This is a genomic window from Streptomyces sp. NPDC046939 (genome assembly GCF_040644575.1).
GTDB lineage: Bacteria > Actinomycetota > Actinomycetes > Streptomycetales > Streptomycetaceae > Streptomyces.
This window is the reverse complement of sequence record NZ_JBEYWV010000039.1, coordinates 1-21,296: the sequence shown is the minus strand read 5'-3', so window position 1 is coordinate 21,296 and position 21,296 is coordinate 1. Positions and strand designations below refer to the sequence as shown.

At 71.8% G+C, this 21,296-nt stretch carries 20 protein-coding genes; 10 read left to right on the top strand and 10 right to left on the bottom strand.

Annotated features, from left to right (window positions below; genetic code table 11):
* Positions 1–40 precede the first annotated feature (40 nt).
* Entirely contained in the window at positions 41–1,327 is a 1,287-nt protein-coding gene (locus tag ABZ877_RS33120) for a M6 family metalloprotease domain-containing protein (RefSeq protein ID WP_361078987.1), read from the bottom strand.
* A 320-nt stretch (positions 1,328–1,647) separates the two neighbouring features.
* On the opposite strand from ABZ877_RS33120, the gene ABZ877_RS33115 reads away from it, so the two are divergent.
* Together ABZ877_RS33115 and ABZ877_RS33110 are read left to right on the top strand one after the other, a co-directional pair.
* Positions 1,648–2,313 carry a TetR/AcrR family transcriptional regulator gene (locus tag ABZ877_RS33115; protein WP_361078984.1) on the top strand — a complete coding sequence of 222 codons (666 nt, stop codon included), beginning with the start codon at positions 1,648–1,650 and terminating at the stop codon, positions 2,311–2,313.
* A gap of 149 nt (positions 2,314–2,462) precedes the next feature.
* Positions 2,463–3,980 (top strand): MFS transporter, encoded by a 1,518-nt coding sequence (locus tag ABZ877_RS33110; protein WP_361078981.1) that lies wholly within the window; start codon positions 2,463–2,465, stop codon positions 3,978–3,980.
* A 25-nt stretch (positions 3,981–4,005) separates the two neighbouring features.
* Here ABZ877_RS33110 and ABZ877_RS33105 read toward each other — a convergent pair whose 3' ends face one another.
* Positions 4,006–4,632: a MarR family transcriptional regulator gene (locus tag ABZ877_RS33105; protein ID WP_361078979.1), complete on the bottom strand. Its 627-nt coding sequence runs from the start codon at positions 4,630–4,632 to the stop codon at positions 4,006–4,008.
* Positions 4,633–4,678: 46 nt separating this feature from the next.
* Here ABZ877_RS33105 and ABZ877_RS33100 point away from each other — a divergent pair, with 46 nt between their 5' ends.
* A complete protein-coding gene (locus ABZ877_RS33100) occupies positions 4,679–5,440 on the top strand; it encodes a class III extradiol ring-cleavage dioxygenase (protein ID WP_361079142.1) in 762 nt (253 codons plus the stop codon).
* 236 nt (positions 5,441–5,676) lie between these two features.
* On the opposite strand, the gene ABZ877_RS33095 is transcribed toward ABZ877_RS33100, so the two are convergent.
* Complete coding sequence (locus tag ABZ877_RS33095; protein ID WP_361078976.1) at positions 5,677–6,702, bottom strand: questin oxidase family protein; 1,026 nt, start codon at positions 6,700–6,702, stop codon at positions 5,677–5,679.
* Between the two features lie 71 nt (positions 6,703–6,773).
* Positions 6,774–7,313: an N-acetyltransferase family protein gene (locus ABZ877_RS33090; protein WP_361078973.1), complete on the bottom strand. Its 540-nt coding sequence runs from the start codon at positions 7,311–7,313 to the stop codon at positions 6,774–6,776.
* Positions 7,314–7,489: 176 nt separating this feature from the next.
* Here ABZ877_RS33090 and ABZ877_RS33085 point away from each other — a divergent pair, with 176 nt between their 5' ends.
* Positions 7,490–8,497 (top strand): sigma-70 family RNA polymerase sigma factor, encoded by a 1,008-nt coding sequence (locus tag ABZ877_RS33085; RefSeq protein ID WP_361078970.1) that lies wholly within the window; start codon positions 7,490–7,492, stop codon positions 8,495–8,497.
* Positions 8,498–8,907: 410 nt separating this feature from the next.
* Here the strand turns inward: ABZ877_RS33085 and ABZ877_RS33080 are convergent, their stop codons facing one another.
* Positions 8,908–9,891: a YafY family protein gene (locus ABZ877_RS33080; RefSeq protein ID WP_361078967.1), complete on the bottom strand. Its 984-nt coding sequence runs from the start codon at positions 9,889–9,891 to the stop codon at positions 8,908–8,910.
* Positions 9,892–9,953: 62 nt separating this feature from the next.
* Here ABZ877_RS33080 and ABZ877_RS33075 point away from each other — a divergent pair, with 62 nt between their 5' ends.
* The 5 genes from ABZ877_RS33075 to ABZ877_RS33055 all read left to right on the top strand — a co-directional run bounded on the left by ABZ877_RS33075 (position 9,954) and on the right by ABZ877_RS33055 (position 16,034).
* Positions 9,954–11,498, top strand: a complete 1,545-nt coding sequence (locus ABZ877_RS33075; RefSeq protein ID WP_361078965.1) for an MFS transporter — start codon at positions 9,954–9,956, stop codon at positions 11,496–11,498.
* Positions 11,499–11,633: 135 nt separating this feature from the next.
* On the top strand, positions 11,634–12,395 hold the full coding sequence (locus tag ABZ877_RS33070; RefSeq protein WP_361078962.1) for a DeoR/GlpR family DNA-binding transcription regulator: 762 nt from the start codon (positions 11,634–11,636) through the stop codon (positions 12,393–12,395).
* 74 nt (positions 12,396–12,469) lie between these two features.
* The gene (gene pfkB / locus ABZ877_RS33065) at positions 12,470–13,420 is read left to right on the top strand and encodes a 1-phosphofructokinase (protein ID WP_361079139.1); all 951 of its coding nucleotides are present in this window, start codon (positions 12,470–12,472) and stop codon (positions 13,418–13,420) included.
* Between the two features lie 109 nt (positions 13,421–13,529).
* Positions 13,530–15,680 (top strand): fructose-specific PTS transporter subunit EIIC, encoded by a 2,151-nt coding sequence (locus ABZ877_RS33060; RefSeq protein ID WP_361078959.1) that lies wholly within the window; start codon positions 13,530–13,532, stop codon positions 15,678–15,680.
* A 108-nt stretch (positions 15,681–15,788) separates the two neighbouring features.
* Positions 15,789–16,034, top strand: a complete 246-nt coding sequence (locus tag ABZ877_RS33055; RefSeq protein ID WP_361078957.1) for a hypothetical protein — start codon at positions 15,789–15,791, stop codon at positions 16,032–16,034.
* A gap of 16 nt (positions 16,035–16,050) precedes the next feature.
* Here ABZ877_RS33055 and ABZ877_RS33050 read toward each other — a convergent pair whose 3' ends face one another.
* The 3 genes from ABZ877_RS33050 to ABZ877_RS33040 form a co-directional block, all read right to left on the bottom strand.
* Positions 16,051–16,836, bottom strand: coding sequence for a DUF6227 family protein (locus tag ABZ877_RS33050; RefSeq protein WP_361078954.1), 786 nt, complete (start codon positions 16,834–16,836; stop codon positions 16,051–16,053).
* 228 nt (positions 16,837–17,064) lie between these two features.
* Positions 17,065–18,240 (bottom strand): Ig-like domain-containing protein, encoded by a 1,176-nt coding sequence (locus tag ABZ877_RS33045; protein ID WP_361079136.1) that lies wholly within the window; start codon positions 18,238–18,240, stop codon positions 17,065–17,067.
* A gap of 157 nt (positions 18,241–18,397) precedes the next feature.
* Positions 18,398–19,561, bottom strand: coding sequence for a P1 family peptidase (locus tag ABZ877_RS33040; RefSeq protein ID WP_361078951.1), 1,164 nt, complete (start codon positions 19,559–19,561; stop codon positions 18,398–18,400).
* A 217-nt stretch (positions 19,562–19,778) separates the two neighbouring features.
* On the opposite strand from ABZ877_RS33040, the gene ABZ877_RS33035 reads away from it, so the two are divergent.
* A complete protein-coding gene (locus ABZ877_RS33035) occupies positions 19,779–19,961 on the top strand; it encodes a hypothetical protein (protein ID WP_361078948.1) in 183 nt (60 codons plus the stop codon).
* A 19-nt stretch (positions 19,962–19,980) separates the two neighbouring features.
* On the opposite strand, the gene mscL is transcribed toward ABZ877_RS33035, so the two are convergent.
* Positions 19,981–20,451, bottom strand: a complete 471-nt coding sequence (mscL, locus tag ABZ877_RS33030; RefSeq protein ID WP_361078945.1) for a large conductance mechanosensitive channel protein MscL — start codon at positions 20,449–20,451, stop codon at positions 19,981–19,983.
* Positions 20,452–20,583: 132 nt separating this feature from the next.
* Positions 20,584–21,129: a hypothetical protein gene (locus tag ABZ877_RS33025; RefSeq protein ID WP_361078942.1), complete on the bottom strand. Its 546-nt coding sequence runs from the start codon at positions 21,127–21,129 to the stop codon at positions 20,584–20,586.
* Between the last annotated feature and the right edge of the window lie 167 nt (positions 21,130–21,296).

Genomic DNA, 21,296 nt, shown 5'->3' with positions numbered 1-21,296 from the left:
TCACAGCTAGCGCCGCGTCACAGCTAGCGCCGCGTCACCGCTAGCGCCGCGTCACATACACCCGGTAGTTCCCCGCGTCGTCCCTCGCCGTTACCGATATGCGTATCCCCCTCTTGCGGTCCTTGAAGACCTCGCCGGGGCGGTACGTCGCGTCGGAGAGTTCCGCGTGGACGTTCGGGCGGCGGGTGCAGCCGCCGCTGTCGGGGGTGGCGTCCTTGACGGTGATGGGGCCGCGGCCGGTGTCCACGTCCGCGTCGACCTTGTAGATGAGGACGCCGGGGCGGCAGACCGCCTCGTCGTTGCCGTCCTGGGTGCGGACCTCGACGGCGTAGCCCGTCTCCTCGGTCAGCGGGATGAACACCAGCTTCGTACCGCTGTCGTCCTCCCGGGAGAGCGGGGCCAGGAGGTACTCCGAGGTGCCGGAGCGGGCCGCGCAGCCGATCCGGGCGTCGTCGAGCCAGCCGAGCTTCCACTTGTGCCAGCCGAGCAGGTCGTTCCCGGCGCCCCAGTCCTCGCTCATGATGTCCCAGTGGCCGACGGCGCCGCCGCCGTCCTGGGTGTAGAGGTCGGGCAGGCCGAAGACGTGGCCGTTCTCGTGGGGCAGGACGCGGTAGCCGGTCTCGGCGTAGGAGCCGGAGCCGTCGTCCTGGCGGGAGTAGACGAAGGAGGCGTTGGAGAGGGGGACGCCGTCGGCGACCGGGGCCTCGCGGTTCCCGGCGAAGGTGACGGAGAGGACGGTGTCGAGGGCGGAGGGGCCCGCGTTCGGGGTGACCAGGATGTTCGCGAGGTCGTACGTGCGGAAGTCGACGTTGGGGTCGGCGGCCGCGACGATGTCGTCGACCAGCTCGCGGTAGCCGGGTTCGAAGGGGGCGCCGCGCTCTATCCCGTACTCGGAGAACGGTTTCGGCATCCGTAGCCAGTGCTTGATCGGGGCGTCGGGGACGTAGGTGAGGCGGCCGTACGACGCCGTGCGGAACCAGTCCTCCGTCTTCGGGAAGAACTCGGCGAGGCGGTCCGTCGCGCTGCCCTCGCCGTGCGCGTCGGGGAAGTCGATCATCAGGTTGAGGGCGTGGACGGTGCCGGTGGAGCGGGCGTAGCCGGAGGAGGTCGGCACGCCCTCGGACATCTGGACGCCGAGCGTGCCGCGGATCATGCAGGGGGCGAGCGAGGTCTCCCCGGCCGGTGCGACCGGGCCGGCCGCGGTCGGTGACGTGTCGAGCAGCCGGCCGGTGCTCGCGGTCATCGTCAGCGTGAGCGCCACGGCCGTGGCTCCGGCGAGCGTCGTTCCGCGCCGGCCCCCGCGTATCCGCCGCTTCCCCTGCCGCATCCGAACCGCCTCACCCTCGGGTCCCTTTCGCTCACCCTGTGTCGGGGTGGGGAGGGTCGCGCGCTGGGTGCGCCGATCGGGGGTTACCGGCCCGTAGGGGGTGTGAGGCGGGGGGTGTGAGGCGGGTCACAGGAAGTTGGGGAAATAAGCGGGGAGGGTCTCCCCGTTTAGACCTGTGTCCGCGCGAAACGGGGAATCACTCCCCGATTCGGAATCCCTCCCCGATTCCGCACCGGTCCCGCCTCGCGAGCGACCAACGCCAACGACGACAGACGCCAAAGACGACAAACGCCGACGACGACAGACGCAAGGAGTACGCCGTGGTCACCGCCGCACCCACCGAGCCGCAGCAGCGCCGCACCCCGCGCCCGCGGGCCGACGCCCTGCGCAACCGGGAGCGGATCCTCGCCGCCGCGCGCGAACTCCTCGTCGAGCACGGCAGCGACCTCCCCCTCGACGAGGTCGCCCGCCGCGCAGGCGTCGGCAACGCCACGCTGTACCGGAACTTCAAGGACCGCGGCGACCTCATGCACCACGTCGTCCTCGCCGTCACCGACCGCATCACCGAGCACGCCGACAAGGCGCTCGCCGCGCAGGAGACGGGGGAGAGCGGCGCCTTCGCCGCCCTGCGGACCTTCGTGCACGCCGCCGCCGACGAACGCATCGGCGCGCTGTGCCCGACCCTCCAGACCACCTTCGACAAGGACCACCCGGACCTGCTCGCCTCCCTCCAACGCCTCACCAGCGGCGTCGAGGACCTCATCGGGCGCGCCCACGCGGCCGGCGAGCTGCGCCCCGACATCGGCGTCGGGGACCTGATGGTGGCCCTCTCCCAGCTCACCCGGCCGCTGCCCGGCAAGGCCTGCCTGGACTTCGACCGGTTCGTCCACCGTCATCTGCAGTTGTTCCTCGACGGCCTGATGGCACCCGCCCGCTCGGAACTGCCGGGCGAAGCCGCGACCTTGGAGGGACTCCGCGAGGGCTGACGCCGCGGGGGCGCGCACCGGCAGGCCGGGCCGCGCCGCCGCCCCGCACTCGTATCAGTGACCCGTGACCCGTAACGCGTAGCAAACCGATTTCTCAGCTTTATTCACGACTTACACGACGTACTTGGAGTCCCGCTGTGGGTACCCCCATGTCAAAAACGGCCCCTCTCATAAGTGACCCGCGCCGCTGGAAGGCGCTCGTCTTCATCGCGCTCGCCCAGCTCATGGTCGTGCTCGACGCGACCATCGTGAACATCGCCCTGCCGTCCGCCCAGACGGACCTCGGCATCTCCGACGGCAACCGCCAGTGGGTCATCACGGCCTACGCGCTCGCCTTCGGCGGCCTGCTCCTGTTCGGCGGACGCATCGCCGACCTGTGGGGCCGCAAGCAGACCTTCGTCACCGGCCTGATCGGCTTCGCCCTCGCCTCGGCGGTCGGCGGCGCCGCGCAGAACGAGGCCATGATGCTCGGCGCCCGCGCCCTGCAGGGCCTGTTCGGCGCGCTGCTCGCGCCCGCCGCCCTCTCCCTCCTCGCCGTCATGTTCACGGACGCCAAGGAGCGCGCGAAGGCGTTCGGCATCTACGGGGCGATCGCCGGTGGCGGTGGCGCCGTCGGCCTGATCCTCGGCGGATTCCTCACCGAGTACCTGAACTGGCGCTGGACCTTCTTCGTCAACATCCCGTTCGCCGCCGTCGCCGCGCTCGGCGCCGTCTTCGTCATCCGTGAGCCGGCCGGTGGCCGCAACCGCTCGCCGCTCGACATCCCGGGCGTCGTCCTGTCCACCCTCGGCCTGGTCTCGCTCGTCTACGGCTTCACGCGCGCCGAGTCCGAGGGCTGGTCCGACGCCAGCACCATCGGCCTGTTCGTCGCCGCCGCCGTCCTGCTCGTCGCGTTCGTCGCCGTCGAGGCCCGGGTCAAGCACCCGCTGCTCCCGCTGCGCGTCGTCGCCGACCGCAACCGCGGCGGTGTCTACGCCTCCCTCGGCCTCGCCGTCATCGCGATGTTCGGCCTGTTCCTCTTCCTGACCTACTACCTCCAGGTCCAGAAGGGCTTCTCGCCGGTCAAGACCGGCTTCGCGTTCCTGCCGATGATCGCCGGCATGATCACGGGCTCCACGCAGATCGGCGCCCGCCTGATGACCCGCGTCAGCCCCCGCCTCCTCATGGGCCCGGGCTTCCTGCTCGCCGCCCTCGGCATGGGCCTGCTGACCCAGCTGTCGGTCGACTCGTCCTACCCGGCGCTGATCCTCCCGGCCCAGCTGCTGCTCGGCCTCGGCATGGGTACGGCGTTCATGCCCGCCATGTCGCTCGCCACGATCGGCGTCGAGGCGCGGGACGCCGGTGTCGCCTCCGCGATGGTCAACACCTCGCAGCAGGTCGGCGGCGCCATCGGCACCGCCCTCCTCAACACGATCGCGGCCTCGGCCACGACCGCGTACATCGCCGACCACGCGGCCGGTGCGCGCAACGCCCAGCTGCTCCAGGCGCAGGCCATGGTCAACGGCTACACCCACGCCATCTGGTGGGCCGTCGGCATCCTGGTCGTCTCCGCCACGATCGCCTTCGCGCTGATCAACACCCGCGCCCCCGGCTCCGGCCCCGCCGTGGCCGCCGGGGACACGGAGGGTGTCGAGGACGAGTTCCGGGTGCCGGTGGTCGCGCACTGACGGTTTGCCCGTAGCGGGCCGGACCTCACCTGAGCCAGGGGAGGTCCGCCCCCGCGTCCTTCGGCTGAAGTCCCTCGGCGACGATCCGCATGATCTCGCCGAGGGACTTCTGCTGTTCCGGGGTGAGCCGGTCGAACAGGGCCTGGCGGACCGCCGACACATGGCCCGGGGCGGTCTGCCGGAGGACGTCGAGACCCGCGTCCGTCAGGACCGCGAACTGGCCGCGCTTGTCCGAGGGGCAGTCCTCGCGCCGCACCCAGCCGTTCTTCTCCAGGCGGGCGATCGCGTGCGAGAGGCGGGAGCGGGTGATCTTGGCGCTCATCGCCAGCTCCGTCATCCGCAGCCGCCGCTTCGGCGCCTCGCTGAGCTGGACGAGCAGCCCGAAGTAGATGTGCGGCATCTTCGCGTCGCGCTGCAACTGCCGGTCGAGGTGGTCCTCGAGGAGCGTGGTGGCGTGGAGGTAGGCGCGCCAGACCTGCTGCTCGTCGGGGCTGAGCCACTTGGCCGCGCCGTGGGCGCCGCTCTCGTCGTGCTCGGTCTGGTTCTTGGCGTCGTGCTCGGTCTGGTTCATCGCGACCATCGTAATTACCTCCTTCTTGAATATTAAACAAACAACCGTTACTTTGGCAGTATCCAGAGCTTGAAAGTTCAAGGAGGCCGCCTCCGTGTCCACCGCATCCGCACCCGCGCCGGAGCGCATGCCCGCGCTCTACCTCAGCCACGGGGCCCCGCCGCTCGCCGACGACGCCCTGTGGCCAGGACAGCTCGCCGCCTGGTCCGCAGGGCTGCCACGCCCCAAAGCCATCCTCGTCGTCTCCGCCCACTGGGAGGAGGCCCCGCTCGCCCTCGGCGCGACCCGCACCGTCCCGCTCGTCTACGACTTCTGGGGCTTCCCCGAGCACTACTACCAAGTGCGCTACGCCGCCCCGGGCGCGCCCGCACTCGCCGACTCCGTACGCAAACTGCTCCGTGCGCCCGGCATCCCGGTGCAGGACGTGCCCGACCGCGGGCTCGACCACGGCGCGTACGTCCCGCTCGTCGAGATGTACCCCGGGGCCGACATCCCCGTCCTCCAGGTCTCCATGCCGACGCTCGACCCCCAGAAGCTCATGGACATCGGGCGGCGGCTCGCACCCCTGCGGGACGAAGGCGTGCTGATCATCGGCTCCGGCTTCTTCACGCACAACCTCGCGGCGCTCCGGCAGGGCGGCATTCCCTCGTGGTCCGCCGAGTTCGACGACTGGGGGCAGCGGGCGCTCGACTCGGGGGACGTGGACGGGCTCCTCGACTTCACGCACGCCTCTCCGGCGGGGGCGCTGGCTCATCCGCGTACGGAGCACTTCGCTCCGCTGTTCGTGGCGATGGGGGCGGCGGATGCTTTCGGCGAGCTGGACTCTCAGCGGGCGGTGATCGAAGGGTTCTGGATGGGGCTGGCCAAGAGGTCTGTGCAGTTCGGGTAGCGGGGGTGGGGCGGGCCGAGGCGTGGGGGCGTGTGCGGCGCCGTCGTGGCTGGTCGCGCAGTTCCCCGCGCCCCTGGAGGCTGCGGCTTCGCCGCGCCTCCCCCGAGGGCGCGCCCCCTGAGATGGCGCGCCCCCTGAGATGGCGCGCCCCATGAGATGGCGCACGCAGTGCGCATCTCAGGGGCGCGGGGAACTGCGCGACCAGCCACCACCGGCCCGCGGACTCCGGCGAATCCTCAGACCGGCTCGATCAGGTGGAGGGCCCGTTGCGCGGCGCCCAACGCTTCCGGGGTGGCCACGTCCAGCGCCGTGTCCGTGAACTTGATCGCGTGGTCGTCGCCGTGTGTGGCCGCCCGGGCGAAAAGCTCCTCCGGCGACGAGGAGGCGCCGGGTGCATAGGGGACCGCGACCGTCGGGGCGTACGCCGCTGTCACCGCCGCGCTTGCCGACCACGCCGCCTCCAGTGATGCCGGCCAGAGGGCGCGGGGGAGGGCGGGGAGGGTGCGGAGGACCGCGTTGGGGGCCGTTGCCGCGTGGACGAGCATCACGGGGTTGCCGTGGGCGTGGGTGGCGTAACGGTGGACCGCCGCCGTGACCAGTTCGCCGAGCCGTTCGCGCGCCGTGTCCGGGTCGACCGGGCCCGCCGCCCACGTCGGCAGGGCGGTGAGCTGGTCGAGCCGGGCCAGGATGCCCCCGCTCTGGTCGGGGACGAGCGGCACCGCGTCGAGGGCGGAGGCCGCGTCCGGCGCGGAGGGGAGGGCGGTCAGCGGGGGCAGGGGTTGATGGCGGGCGGCCCAGTAGCCGAGGCCGTGGGCGAGTTCGGCGAGGCGGGGCTCGTTCGGTGGGGCCGTCAGCAGGGTGCGTACGGCGTGGCCGACACGGATCGCCGGGTGCGTGGCGCCCGCCGCGATGCCGGGGAGCAGCCGGGGCCACCATGCGGTGAGCACGTCACGCCAGGGGCGTTCGGTGACGGCGCGTTCGAAGTGGGTGATCCAGTCGGCGAGGCGGCGCGGGTCGCCCAGGGCGGACCGCCAGTCGTCCTCGCGGATGGGGTCGGTCGGCGCGGGCATGTCGTCGAGCCGGCGCTCGTAGTGGTCGAGCCAGCGGTGCACGCGCGGGGCCTGGCCGCCGCGTACGAGGGACTCCACGGCCATCGGTCCGTGATTGCTGAGCCAGCCGTCGAACTCGGGCCCGGTCCGGTGCAGCCGCTCCAGCGCTTCGTCGAGGGTGCCCGTCGTGTCGTGAGCGGTGTCGTCGTCCATGGAGCCGACGGTAGGTGCGTCGTGCACGCCTCGTAACGGGCCGTGGCCGTAGGTCTTGCCCGGCCGGGGGCCTAGTCCCGGAGGCCGAGGTCCTTCTCGTACCACGCGACGTCCCAGTACGTGCCGAACTTGCGACCGACCTCCCGGTACGTGCCCACATGGGTGAAGCCGAAGCGGGTATGGAGGCGGACCGATGCCTCGTTGGGCTGGGTGATGCCCGCGTACGCGCGGTGCAGGTCCTCGCCTGCGAGGGCGTCGAACAGGGCGTCGTACAGGAGCGTGCCGATGCCGCGGCCGCCGGCGTCCGGGGCGCAGTAGACGGTGACCTCCACCGACGTGTCGTACGCGGCTTTGGCGCGGAAGGGGCTGGACGTGGCGTATCCGAGGAGTGGGCCGAACGTCCCGTCCCGTACGTCCTGCGCAACCATCAGGCGGTACGGGCCGTCTTCAGGGTGGGAGAGCAGCCAAGGACGTCGCTCCTCCGGGGTGAAAACGGCCGTGTCGAAGGTGATCGGCGTCTCACGTACGTAGTGGTTGTAGAGGTCGGTGAGAGCCGTGAGGTCCGCCTCGACTCCCGGTCTGACCTGCACCTCTGTGGGCTTCGACCGCAACTTCCCACTCCTTCGCGTGCCGCGTGGCCGCACAGGGTACTGCATGATCACAAAAAAGTTGGGGCCAGTTGGGAATTCTGTCCGGATTCCAGTCGTTGTTTCCATCAGATGCAGGGCACCCGGGAGGGTGAACGAGCCGTCCGGCCCAGCCGACCTACCATCGCAAGGGAGCACGCATGGCAACCCGTGCCGTAGCCCGTCGTAAGTCCGCCGCCTCCGGCGAGACCGACGCGGCACGCAGTGTTCGCGCCGTAGGCGGGGAGATCGCCGACCGCGACCTGGTCGGCATGTACCTCGACGAGATAGCGCGCACACCGCTGCTCGACGCCGCAAAGGAAGTCGACCTTTCCCAGACCATCGAGGCGGGCGTCTACGCCCAGCAGATCCTCGACGGAGAGGTCTCCGACAGCAAGGCCGCGGGCGAGGCGTCCCGCGAAGAGCTGGAGGCGCTCGTCGCCGAGGCCGAGAAGGCCAAGGACATCTTCATCCGGTCCAACCTGCGCCTCGTCGTGGCGGTCGCCCGCCGCTACCCGCGCAGCGGCCTCCCGCTGCTCGACCTCATCCAGGAGGGGAACGCGGGCCTGGTGCGCGCGGTCGAGAAGTTCGACTACCGCAAGGGCTTCAAGTTCTCCACGTACGCCACGTGGTGGATCCGCCAGGCCATCACCCGTTCCATCGCCGACCAGTCCCGTACGATCCGGCTCCCCGTCCACCTGGTGGAAGAGCTGGGCCGCATCCGGCGCGTCCAGCGCGAGTTCAACCGGAAGAACGGGCGGGACCCGGAGCCCGCGGAGATCGCCGCCGAGCTCGACACGAAGCCCGAGCGTGTTGTCGACGTGCTGGACTGGGCGCGTGACCCGGTCTCGCTGAACATGTCGGTCGACGACGAGGGCGACACGCAGTTCGGGGATCTGCTCGAGGACACGTCCGCTGTGTCGCCGGAGCAGTCCGTGCTGACCCTGCTGCGCTCGGAGGAGCTGGACGATCTCATCGGGCGGCTCGACCAGCGGACCGCGTCCATCATCAAGATGCGGTACGGGATCGAGGACGGGCGCGAGCGGACGCTCACCGAGGTCGGCAAGGAGCACGGGCTCACCCGTGAGCGGATCCGGCAGATCGAGAAGCACGCGCTGCTCGAACTGAAGAAGCTGGCTCGGGACACCGGGTTCGACGCGGCGGCGTAGCCCTTTGGGGACCTGGACATGATCGGCCCGTGCGGTTCGCTGCGCGGGCCGTCCTGGGTTTTGGGGCGGGGGGTTGTTCGGGGGTTGCGGCTCGCGTCCTTGCCGATCACGGGGTGCCCCGGGCTCGTGAGCGCCAGTCCGTAGTTGTGCGGGCGCGCCGGTGTGGGGGTTGCTCGCGCAGTTCCCCGCGCCCCTGAGCGTCTGCCCTCTTCTGTGGTTTTTTGAGCGCGCCGTCGCGGTGGCTGGTCGCGCCGTTCCTCGCGCCCCTGAGGGGGCGCGCCCTTGCTCGGCCGGTTGCTGAGATGGTGCACGCAGTGCGCATCTCAGGGGCGCGGGGAACTGCGCGACCAGCCACGACGCAACCCGCACCCGGAAGCGGTTCGAAGGGGGCAGACGCGGGCTTGGGGGCGTCAGGTGCCCTCCGCCCCGCGTGTCAGGCGCATGCCCAGTTCCCGGACGGACGTCAGCAGGGCCTCGGGGGCCCGGACGCGGAAGTCGAGGCCGGTCAGGGCCAGGCGTACGGCCATCCATTCGACGGGCCCGGACGCGTTCGCCCGGAGACGACAGCCCCGCCCCCTGGGCAGCGGCTCGGGCCGGCCGACCGCCGGCGGAACCTTGGCGGCGACCTCCTCGACGGTCGCCCGGAACTCGACGTCCACCTCGTAGACCGCCCCACCGCGAGCCTCCACGGACCGCCGGAGGTACTCCGCCGCGTCCCCCGACGGCACCTCCCGCGGAGCGAACCGCGCCCCGGTGGCGAACGGTTCCGTCACCCGGTCGACCCGGAACGTCCGCCAGTCGTCGCGATCGATGTCGTACGCGACGAGGTACCAGCGCCGCCCGGTGGAGACGAGCCGCAACGGTTCCACCAGGCGGCGCGTCTCCGTGCCGTCGGCCGCCCGGTAGTGGAAGCGGAGCCGTTCCGTCCCGGCGGCGGCTGACGCGAGGACGGTCAGCGTCTCGGGCGCGATGGTGGCCCCGTCGCCCGAGGTCAGCGGGATGGTCGCGGCCTGGAGTGTGCTGACGCGGTGGCGGAGGCGGGAGGGAAGCACCTGTTCGAGTTTGGCGAGGGCACGGACCGACGCCTCCTCGATGCCGTCGACCGCGTGCCCCGCGCCGGCCCGCAGGCCCACCGCGATGGCGACGGCCTCCTCGTCGTCGAGGACGAGCGGCGGCAGCGCCTTCCCCGCGATCAGCCGGTAGCCCCCGTCCGCGCCCATGGACGCCTGGACGGGGTAGCCGAGGTCGCGCAGCCGGTCGATGTCGCGGCGCACGGTGCGCCGGGAGACGCCGAGCCGGTCGGCGAGTTCGCCGCCGGGCCATTCGCGCGGGGTCTGGAGGAGGGAGAGGAGTTGGAGTAGCCGGGCCGGGGTGTCCGTACTGGTCGTCGTCATGCCCGTAAGGATGCCGCAGATGTAGGACACGATCTGGCCTACATCGGCTCTACGTTCCTCTCATGACGACTTCACCGAGTTCGCCCACCCACCCAGACGTCGAGCAGGACCGCCGGCGCTGGTTCGCCCTGGCCATCGTGATGGTCGCCGCGTTCATGGACCTCGTCGACGTGACGATCGTCAACGTGGCCCTGCCCACCATCCAGCACGACGAGGGCGCCTCCACCGGCCAGATCCAGTGGATCACCGCCGGTTACGCGCTGGCCTTCGCGGCGCTGCTGATCACGGGTGGGCGGCTCGGCGACATCTTCGGCCGCAAGCGGCTGTTCCTGCTCGGCATCGCCGGATTCACCGCGGCCTCCGCGCTGTGCGGCTTCGCCGCGAACCCGGAGATGCTGGTCGCGTCCCGCATAGTGCAGGGCGGCATGGCGGCGCTGATGGTCCCGCAGGTCCTGTCGATCGTCCACGCGACGTTCCCGGCGCACGAACGCGGCAAGGTGTTCGGCCTGTTCGGCGCGATCGTCGGGCTCGGCGCCGTCACCGGGCCGCTGCTCGGCGCGCTCCTCACCGAGTGGAACCTGTTCGGTCTCGAATGGCGGCCGATCTTCCTCATCAACCTGCCCGTCGGCATCGCGGCCCTCATCCTCGGCACACGTGTGATCAGCGAGTCGAAGGCGCCGACCGCGCTCAAGCTGGACCTCGTCGGCGTCGTCCTCGTCACCCTCGCCATGCTGGCGCTGGTCTACCCGCTGACGCAGGGCCGCGAGAACGGCTGGCCGGTCTGGGGCTACGTGATGATGGCCGCGTCCGTCGTGATCGTCGCCGTGCTCGTCGCGTACGAGAAGGCGAAGGCGCGGCGCGACGGGTCGCCGCTCATCGAGCTGTCCCTGTTCAAGGTCAAGAGCTTCGCGGCGGGCATCGCCGTCCAGACCGTCTTCGGCGTCACGACCGGCGTCTTCTTCCTGACGTGGACGCTCTACATGCAGCTCGGCCTCGGCTGGAGCGCGCTGCGGGCCGGCCTGACCGGGGTGCCGTTCTCGATCGCCGTCTCCGTCGCGGCCGGGATCTCCGTGCAGCAGTTGGTGCCGCGCTTCGGCCGCAAGGTGCTCCAGGCGGGCGCGCTGACCATGGCCGCGGGTGTGCTGGTCTACGTGTGGGAGTCCGGGCACTACGGCCTGTCCATCGCCTCCTGGCAGATGGCGTTGCCGCTGGTCGTGATGGGGCTCGGCATGGGGCTGATCGTCGCCCCGCTGACGGACGCGGTGCTCTCGGAGGTGCCGCGCGAGCACGCCGGTTCGGCGTCCGGGCTGATCAACACGGTGATGCAGATGGGCAACGCGCTGGGCCTCAGCCTCGTCTCGGTGATCTTCTTCAACGTCGTCGAGGACCACATGAAGCAGGGCGCGGGCAACGCCGCCTTCATCGACGGATTCCAGAACGCGCTGGTGTGGGCGGCCGCCATCCTCGTCGGCATCTTCCTGCTGATGTTCGCGCTGCCGCGCAAGCCGGTGGTGGCGGCAGGGACGGAGGGCGACGAGAACCCGGTCGTCACCGATGAGCAGGACGACGAGCGGAAGCCCGAGCCCGAGCCCGAGCTGGTCGGCTGAGGTCCCCCCGCCGCTGTTGCCTGTTTGTGTCTGGTGAATGCCCGAACCTGTTTACTTTCCGGAAAAGTGCTCGTACTCTCCCGGTAAAGCAACAGGTTCGGGCATCCATCGTTGATAGGACACAGGTAAACGGGCATGTACGCACCGGAGCGCCAGCAAGAGATCCTCCGCCTCGCCCGCGAGGGCGGCCGGGTCGACGTGCTGTCGCTCGCCGAGCTGTTCCAGGTCACCGCGGAGACCGTGCGGCGCGACCTGAAGGCCCTGGACCGGGCCGGACTCGTACGCCGCGTGCACGGCGGCGCCATCCCCGCCGGGCGGCTCGACTTCGAGCCCGACCTCGCCGAGCGCGAGTCCACCGCCGCCGACGAGAAGGACCGCATCGCGCACGCCGCCCTCGCCGAACTGCCGTCCGAGGGCAGCGTCATCCTCGACGCCGGTTCGACCGTGGCCCGCCTCGCCGCCGCGCTGCCGCTGGAGTCCGAACTCACCGCCGTCACCCACTCCCTGCCGACCGCGGCGCGCCTCGCCGACCACCCCGGCATCCAGCTCCACCTCATCGGCGGCCGCGTCCGCCACCGCACCCGCGCCGCCGTCGACGCGTGGGCGCTGCGCGCGTACGGCGAGATCCGGGCCGACGTCGTCTTCCTCGCGGCCAACGGCTTCTCCGCCGACTCCGGCCTCACCACCCCCGACCTCGCCGAGGCCGCCGTCAAGCGCGCCGCCGTCGCCGCGGCCCGCCGGGTCGTGCTGCTCGCGGACTCGGGCAAGTTCGGGCAGGAGCACTTCGCCCGCTTCGCGGACCTGGCCCAGGTCGACCTGCTGATCACGGACACCGGCCTCGCCGACGAGGACGCGGCCGCCATCGAGGCGGGCGGCACGGAGGTGCTCCGCACATGAACCCCGCCGAGCCCCGCCCCACGCACCCCCTCAGCACCACCAGCACATCCCCGTACGGAAACGGCGACCGCGGCATGATCCTCACCGTCACCCCCAACCCCTCCCTCGACCGCACCTACGAACTCCCCGGCCTCGACCGCGGCGAAGTCGTCCGCGCCTCCGGCGAACGCGTCGACCCGGGCGGCAAGGGCGTCAACGTCTCCCGCGCCGTCGCCGCCGCCGGAGCCCCCACCCTCGCCGTGCTGCCGCTGGGCGGCGCGCCCGGCGCCCTCGTCGCCGAACTCCTGGCCGAGCAGGGCATCGAGGTCGCCCCGGTGCCGGTCGCGGGCCAGACCCGGTCGAACATCGCGCTCGCGGAACCCGACGGCACCCTCACGAAGATCAACGCGCCGGGCCCCGAACTCTCCGCCGACGAGGCCGAGTCCTTCCTCCGCGTCATCGGCGAACGGTCGGCCGGCGCAGCCTGGATCGCCTGCTGCGGCAGCCTCCCGCGCGGCCTCGCACCCTCCTGGTACGCGGACCTGGTGGCCCGCGCGCACGAGGCGGGCGCCCGTATCGCACTCGACACCTCCGGCCCCGCACTCCTGGCCGCCCTGCGTGAACGCCCCGACGTCGTCAAGCCCAACGCCGAGGAGCTCGCCGAGGCCGTCGGACGCCCGCTCGCCACGGTCGGCGACGCGGTCAAGGCGGCGGAGGAGCTGCGCGACCTCGGCGCGGTCGCCGTCCTCGCCTCGCTCGGCGCGGACGGGCAACTCCTCGTCGACGCGGCGGGCGCCTGGTTCGCGAGCGCCCCCGTCGACGCCGTACGCAGCAACGTCGGCGCCGGTGACTCCTCCCTCGCCGGCTTCCTCATCGCGGGCGGCGAGGGCCCGGCCGCGCTGGCCTCGGCGGTCGCCCACGGCGCGGCGGCCGTACAACTGCCGGGCAGCGCGATGCCGACCCCGGCGGACCTGGCACCGGAGGCGGTGACGCTGACGGCGGAGGTCCCGCTCGACCGCGCGCTGACGGAACCGGTGACGCGATGAGCGCCCCTTCCATGTCCCGCCCCACCTCTCCCACCCCTCCCACCTCTCCCACCTCTCCCACCTCTCCCACCTCTCCCACCTCTCCCACCCCGCACCCGAGGAGCCCGCGATGACGGAGATGATCACCGCGGAACTGGTCGACCTCGACCTGTCCGCCCAGACCAAGACCGAGGCCGCCCGCTCCCTGGCCCAGCGCATGGTGGCCCTGGGCCGCGTCACCGACCTCGACGGCTTCCTCGCCGACGTCGCCGCCCGCGAGGCCCAGATGCCGACCGGCCTCGACGGCGGCATCGGCATCCCGCACTGCCGCAGCGCACACGTCACCGAGCCCACACTGGCGTTCGGCCGCGCGGCCCACGGCATCGACTTCGGCGCCCCGGACGGCCCCGCCGACCTGATCTTCCTGATCGCGGCCCCGGCGGGCGCGGACGACGCCCACCTCACGATCCTCTCGGCCCTCGCCCGTCAGTTGATGGACGAGGACTTCAAGGCCTCGCTGCGCGCGGCGACGGACGCGGAGCGGACGGCGTCCTTGATCCGCGGCGATGCGGTGGACCGGGATGCGGACGAGGACGCGGACCGGCGCCCTGACCCGGACCGGCACGCGAACCCGGACCCGGCCTCGGACCGGCATCCGAGCCCGGACGACCCGAACTCGGATCAACACCCGACCCCGGACGCCGCCCCGGACCTCGTAGAACCGGAGTCCGACCGGCCGGAGGAGACCCCGGCGGCGACGCTGAAGACCGAGGTCTTCAGAATCGTCGCCGTCACCTCCTGCCCCACCGGCATCGCCCACACCTACATGGCCGCCGAGTCCCTGGAGAACGCCGCCCGCGCCACCGACGGCGTCGAACTGGTGGTGGAGACGCAGGGCTCCGCCGGCTTCACCCGCCTCGCCCCTGAGGTGATCGCCGCGGCGGACGGCGTGATCTTCGCCCACGACGTCCCGGTCCGCGAGAAGGCCCGCTTCGCCGGAAAGCCCACGGTCGACGTAGGCGTCAAGGCAGGCATCAACCGCCCGGCCGACCTCATCACCGAGGTCCAGGCCAAGGCGGCCCGCGGCGAGATCACAGCCGCGTCCGACGCCACGTCGTCATCCACACCTGTGGACAACTCCGGCGACTCCCAGGACGGTTACGGCACAAAGCTCCGCAAGTGGCTCATGTCAGGCGTGAGTTACATGGTGCCGTTCGTGGCGGCGGGGGGTCTGCTGATCGCGCTCGGTTTCGCGATCGGTGGCTACGAGGTCGCGGACGTCAAGGTCGAGACCCTTCTCAACAGCTTCGACTGGGGCTCCACCACCAGTTGGGCGGCGCTGCTCTTCTACACCGGCCAGGCGGCGTTCGTCTTCCTGGTCCCCGTGCTCGCCGGGTACATCGCCTACGGCATGGCGGACCGGCCAGGGCTCGTGCCGGGCTTCGTCGGCGGTTCGATCGCGCTCACCGTCAACGCGGGCTTCCTCGGCGGTCTCGCCGCGGGGCTCATCGCGGGCGGTGTCGTCATGGCGATCCAGAAGGTGAACGTCCCGGCCGTGCTGCGCGGCATCATGCCGGTCGTCGTCATTCCGCTGCTCTCCTCGATCGCCGTCGGCTTCCTGATGTTCGTGGTGATCGGCAAGCCGATCGCCTCACTCCAGAGCGCGCTCACGGACTGGCTCAACTCCCTGTCCGGCGCCAACGCGATCGTCCTCGGCGTCGTCCTCGGCCTGATGATGTGTTTCGACCTCGGCGGTCCGCTCAACAAGGTCGCCTACGCCTTCGCGGTCGGCGGCCTCGCCAACCCGACCGACGGTTCGCTCAAGGTCATGGCGGCGGCGATGGCCGCGGGCATGGTCCCGCCGCTGGCCATGGCGCTCGCCACCACCGTGCGCGGCCGGCTCTTCACCAAGGCCGAGCGCGAGAACGGCAAGGCGGCGTGGGTGCTCGGCGCGTCCTTCATCACCGAGGGCGCGATCCCGTTCGCCGCGGCCGACCCGCTGCGCGTCATCCCCGCGTCCATGACGGGCGGCGCCGTCACCGGCGCCCTGTCGATGGCCTTCGGCTGCACCCTGCGCGCCCCGCACGGCGGCATCTTCGTCGTCCCGCTGATCGGCAGCCCGTTCCTCTACCTGATCGCGGTCGCCGTCGGTGTCTGCGTCGCGGCCGCCCTGGTCGTCGTACTGAAGGGCCTGCGCAAGGCGGCACCGGGGACGGACTCCGCAACCACCGGGGGCGAGGCGCTCACCGCCGACAAGGCGAAGGTGCCGGCCGCCGCCTGAGAAAGGACGGAACGGCCGCTACGGCCGGTAGAGCCCCAACTGTCCGTGCATGCGAGATACATCACGGTCCGGGACCAAAGGCCCGGGCCGTGGTGTTCACTGGGACGCATGCCTGAGCACGTGTCGATCCTTCAGCAGATAGGCCTGGCGATTCTCGCGGTCGCCACGGTGGCATGGGTGGTCGGACTGGTCCGACTGGTGCGGGTCGTGGCCCTTGCGCCGCCCGAGGCGGCGCGGATGCCGATGGGGGTGCTGCCGAAGCAGTCGCAGGCGCCGGCGGCGGAGTCGGCGCCGCTGACGGCGGACGAGCAAGACGCGTTCGCCGGGCTCGTGCGGCAGTTCGGGCGGAGTTGAGCCGAGGAGCGGGGCGCTAGGCGCTCGTGCGGCGTGTGGTGGCTGCCCGGTGGGCGATGGCGGCGCGGGCCGCGTCCTGGGTCGCGTAGACCTCGCACATGTGGCGGCCGTCCGGTGTCGCCGTGTGCTCGACCTCCCACAGGCTGATCTCGTCCCCGTCCCGCAGTAAGAACGCGTGCTCGTACAGCGCGAACCCCTGGCTGACACGGCGGCCGAACGCCTGCGTGATCTGGTGCGCGCACGCCTCCCGCAGCAGCCGGGCCGTGCCGGGCCCCGGCCGCGTCGACGGATCCGGGTTCTCCGCGCGGCGCAGCAGCCTGCGCGCGTGGTCGACCGAGCTGTCCGGGTCGGCGGGGCCGAACCGGCGCCGCTCCGGCGGGACCGCGGGCAACTGGACGGGCGCGATGGGCACCTGGAGGTCGAAGTCCGGGGTGGCCTCCGGGGGCAGCGGCAGACGGCCCGTGGCGAGGTGCAGTTCGTCCTCGGTGACGTAGACCTCGTGCTGCTCAGTGCCGTCCCGGCCGGTGTTGTGGACGAGCTCCCAGAGGGTGAGCGCGCTGCCGTCGGCGAGCAGCCAGGTGTGCCGGTACGTCTCGCGGTGGCGGCCTCCGCTGTGGTGGGCCGAGTGCAGGGAACCGGAGTAGGCGAGCGCGCTGTCGAGCAGATGCAGGGTCTCGTCGGGCAGTTCGAACGAGTTGAGCGCGCGGCCGAGAAGGTGTTCCAAGTGCTCGTCGGGCGTGGGCGACGTGGGGGCTGTGGCCGACGAGACGGCGTCGTGTTCATGGTCGTGCGGAACGCTCAAGGCACCTCCCGGCATTGCTGCATGTCACCTCGTGGGTGCATACCGTAGCCCCTGCTTCGGACATCATGTCCGGGAAATCGCAAACGCGGAACGGCATTTGGGAAACCTGTCCGTACAACGCGCGGGCCGCGCGGGACGTTCCCGCGCGGCCCGCTTCGTTCCGCCCTGGTGAGAGGCGGTTACCCAGGGTCAGGGCCCAGGGTCAGGGCCCGGGGTCGGGGTCCAAGGTCAGGCGGTGGCGCCCGCCGTCCACTCGCTCCAGCTCAGGTTCCAGCCGTTGAGGCCGTTGTCGGGGGAGACGGTCTTGTCGGGGGAGTTCTTCACCACCACGACGTCGCCGACGAGCGAGTTGTCGAAGAACCACTTGGCGGTCGTGTCGCCGCCCGCGCCCTTCACGTCCCGCATGCCGACGCAGCCGTGGCTGGTGCCCTGGGCGCCGAAGATGCCGGGCGAGCTCCAGTAGTTGCCGTGGATGAACGTGCCGGACTGCGACAGGCGCATCGCGTGCGGCACGTCCGGGATGTCGTACTCGCCACCGAAGCCGACGGTCGAGCCGTTCATCCGCGTCTGGACGAACTTCTCGGAGATCACCATCTGGCCGTTGTAGGTGGGGTGGTCGGCGCTGCCCGTGGAGACCGGGACGGTCTTGAGGGTCTGGCCGTCGCGCTCGACCGTCATCTGCTGCGTCTTCACGTCGACCGTGGAGACCTGCTTGCGGCCGACGGTGAAGGTGACCGTCTTGTTCTGCACGCCGTGGACGCCCTTGGCGCCCTCGACGCCGTCGAGTGCGATCTTCATCGTGACCTTGGAGCCGGACTTCCAGTACTCCCGCGGCCGGAAGTCCAGGCGCTGGGAGTTGAACCAGTGACCGACGACCTGCTGCCCGCTGCTGGACTCCACCTTGATGTGCGACTGCACGTCCTTCTGGTTGGTGATCGCCTTGTCGAACGTGAACGACACCGGCATGCCCACGCCGACCGTCGTGCCGTTGTCCGGCGTGTACGTGCCGATGAAGCTGTTCGCGCTGGAGACCGTCGTGAAGATGGAGTTGGCGGCGGCCGTGTGGCCCTCGCCGTCCTTCGCGGTGGCGGTGACGCGGTACTTGGTGCCCCGCTCCAGCTGCTCCTTCGGCTTCCACGCGGTGCCGTCCGCGGCTATCGCGCCCGCGACCTGCTTGCCGGACGCGGCCTCGACCAGCTTGACGTCGGTGAGCTTGCCGTCGCTGACCTCGACCCCGGTCGCGTTGATGGACGCACCGGTCGAGCCGTCCTTCGCGGAGATCGTGATCTGCGGGGCGTTCTTCGCGCCGTCCTTGCCGTTCTTGTCGCCGTCGGCGGTGGCGTCGCCCCCGCAAGCCGTGAGGGTGAGGGCGCCGATGACGAGAGTGGCGCACGCGACGGCCATGTTCTGCCTTCTCACGGTCTGCTCCTTCTGTTCCTTCTGAGGCGTTGTGGTTGGTTGACCCGGTACGTGGTGAGAGCCCACGGCGGCTGGAGAGGTTCCTTCCGCTTGCTGTGAAGGGAGACACAGGGACAGTTCTGTTACGCCGGTGAAGGTGCTGTTACGTGAGCGGGCTCTGCTGGTACAGCTCGCTGTACGACAGGTGCGTGCCGCCCGGGCCGTCCACCGACTCCGCCGCCCGCACGGCCCGTACGATCGCCCGCGTCACCAGATCGGCGCCGGCCGCGAGGATCTCGTTCAGCGCGAGCGGGTTCGACGCGTCCAGCGGGCGCTCCCCGGTGGCGACGGCGAACACCGTGTCGCCGTCGTTCAGCAGATGCACCGGACGCACGGCCCGCGCGATGCCGTCGTGCGCCGTACCCGCCATCTTCTGCGCCTGCGCCCGGCTCAGCTCGGCGTCGGTGGCGACGACGGCCAGGGTGGTGTTCAGCGGAGGCACGGGGTCGTTCCAGGCAGATGTGGCTCCCGCTCCCGCTCCCGCTCCCGCTCCCGCTCCCGATGCCGCTGCCGTTGCCGCTGCGGAGAGGCGGGCCGTGGCCTCCGCGTGGCGGGCGGGGGAGGGGTACGGCACCGGGCCCCGCCCCGCGAAGAACTCCCCGTACAGCGCGCCGGTCGCCGGGTCGAACGCCGAGCCCGCCGCATTGGCCACCACCAGCGCGCTCACCGTGATCCCCGTGCCGAGCACCATGGACGCGGTGCCTATGCCGCCGCGTATCCGGCCCACGAGCGCTCCGGTGCCCGCGCCCACGTTCCCCTCCGGGACCGGGGCGTGCAGGTCCGTCGCCGCGGCCGCCTCCACCGCCGCGCGGCCGGTGGCGGCATCGGGGCGGGCCCGCCAGTCGCCGCCCCGGCCCAGGTCGAAGACGCAGGCCGCGGGCACCACCGGCACGACCTGGCCCGGCCCGCCGACGGGGACACCGCGGCCCGCCTCCTCCAGCCAGGCCACCACCCCGGACGCCGAGTCGAGCCCGTACGCGCTGCCGCCGGTCAGCACGATCGCCTCGATGCGCCGCACCAGATTGCGCGGGTCGAGCGCGTCGGTCTCCCGGGTGCCGGGGCCGCCGCCACGCACATCGACGGCGGTGACCGCGCCGCCCTCCGGGGCGAGCACGACGGTGGTACCGGTGAGGAATCCGTCCCCGGTGAGTGTGGCGTGCCCGACACGGAGGCCGGTTACGTCGGTGAGGGCGTCGTTGTCGCGGGGCGCCGACGCCGATGCCGTTCCTGGCGTCGCGCCCGGTATGCGTGTCCGCTTCGTCGTCATCTGCCATGCGTACCACGGCAGTTCGTCGCGGACCGTGATCAGGGGAGTTCGGCTCCCGCCCGGTCGCCGTGTGGCGCGTGCCGACAGTGCCACGGCTGTCGCGGCCGGCAGTGCCGCCATGGCCCTCGTCGGGGCCGGGGCCAGTACCGCCGACCCGCGGGCACCAGGCCCCGCCCAGTCCTCACCCCGTCCCCCCGACCCGACGTACCCTGGATGCATGAGTACCGCCCCCACCCCTGAGCCGCGCGAGCCCAAAGCCGCGCTGATCTTCGACGACCCGCTGACGGCGCTGTCCGCCGACGACACGGATCGCGGCTGGGGCGAGCGGCCGTCGGCCGGGGAGAACAGCGCCGCCGATCTGGCCCGCTTCCTCGACGAGAAGCCGCCGCACCACCTCTGAACCCGCCTCCAGGCCCCCGTTAGGGCTCGGCGCGTCCCGGACCACCCGGGCCGCCCCGCTGGGCCACCAGCGTGTCGCGGATCTCCTTGAGGACCTCCAGCTCCGAGACCTCGACCGTCTCCGCCGCGCCTTCGCGCGCCGCCTTCCGCTCGGCCTGCCGCGCCAGGTACTTCGCCATCGGCAGCACCATCAGGAAGTAGACGACCGCGGCCGTGATGAGGAAGCCGAGCGCCGCGCTCAGGACCGAGCCCCACAGGATCTCGATCCCGTCGTCCCCGCCGCACGGGCCCTTCAGGCAGGACTTGTAGACCTCCAGGTCCTTGGTGCCGAAGGCGCCGACGATCGGGTTGATGACCCCCTTCACCACCGCGTTCACGATGTTCGTGAACGCGGCGCCGATGACGACCGCCACCGCCAGGTCGATCACATTGCCGCGCATCAGGAAGGCCCTGAAGCCCTCCCACAGACTCGGCTCGTTCTTCTTGCTCACCAGGGGGCCTCTCTTCACGTGCGCCGGGTGCGGAGCAGACGGCTTCGCAACTTACGACAGCGCGGGTCGGACCTGCCCCATTCGGTAACTCGATCGAGGGACTTGACGTCACGGCCGTCTTCGAGAGGCCGGTCACCACACCGTCACCGCCAGCCGTGACGTGGCCCCGGCGCCCGCGAGCCGCACCGCCGTGGCACGGCCCACCGAGAGCACCACCAGCGCCCCGCCCGCCACCGCCCCGGCCCCGTCCGGCTCGCCGGGCCCCGCTCCCGCCTCCGGCACGGACACCACCCGCGCCCTCGACGCCAGGACCCGTACCCCTGGCCGGCCGTCCGCGTGTGCCGCCACCACGTCCACCCGGTCGCCGGCCCGCAGCAGCCGTACCGCGCCCGCGTCGGCGATCCGTACCGGCGCCGACACCGACACGGCGGGTCCGCGCGCCCGCTCGCCCGGCGGGTCCTGTGCCCGCTCATGGCCGCGCCCCGCGCCGGACGACGGCACCGCGGCCGCCAGCGCCGCCGACGTGAGCGCGAGCCCGGCGGCCAGCGCGGGCCCGCGCCGACGGCGCCCCGCGCGTCCACGGCGCCACCGCGGGCCCCGTACGCGTACGGGAGGGAAGGAGGGCACCTGCGAGGTCGGGGGAGTGCTGAGCTGGGCCGGGGGAGTCGTCACGGGCATGGCCGTCACCGCCTACGGGTCGTATCGGGTCGTGTCGGGTCGCTCGGATCTTCTTCGGGTCGGACCGGGGGGGGGGGGGGCGCGCCCCCCCCCCCCCACCCCCCCCGCCCCCCCACCCCCCCCCCCCCCCCGGCCCCCCCCCCCCCCCCCCCCCCCCCCCGGGCCGG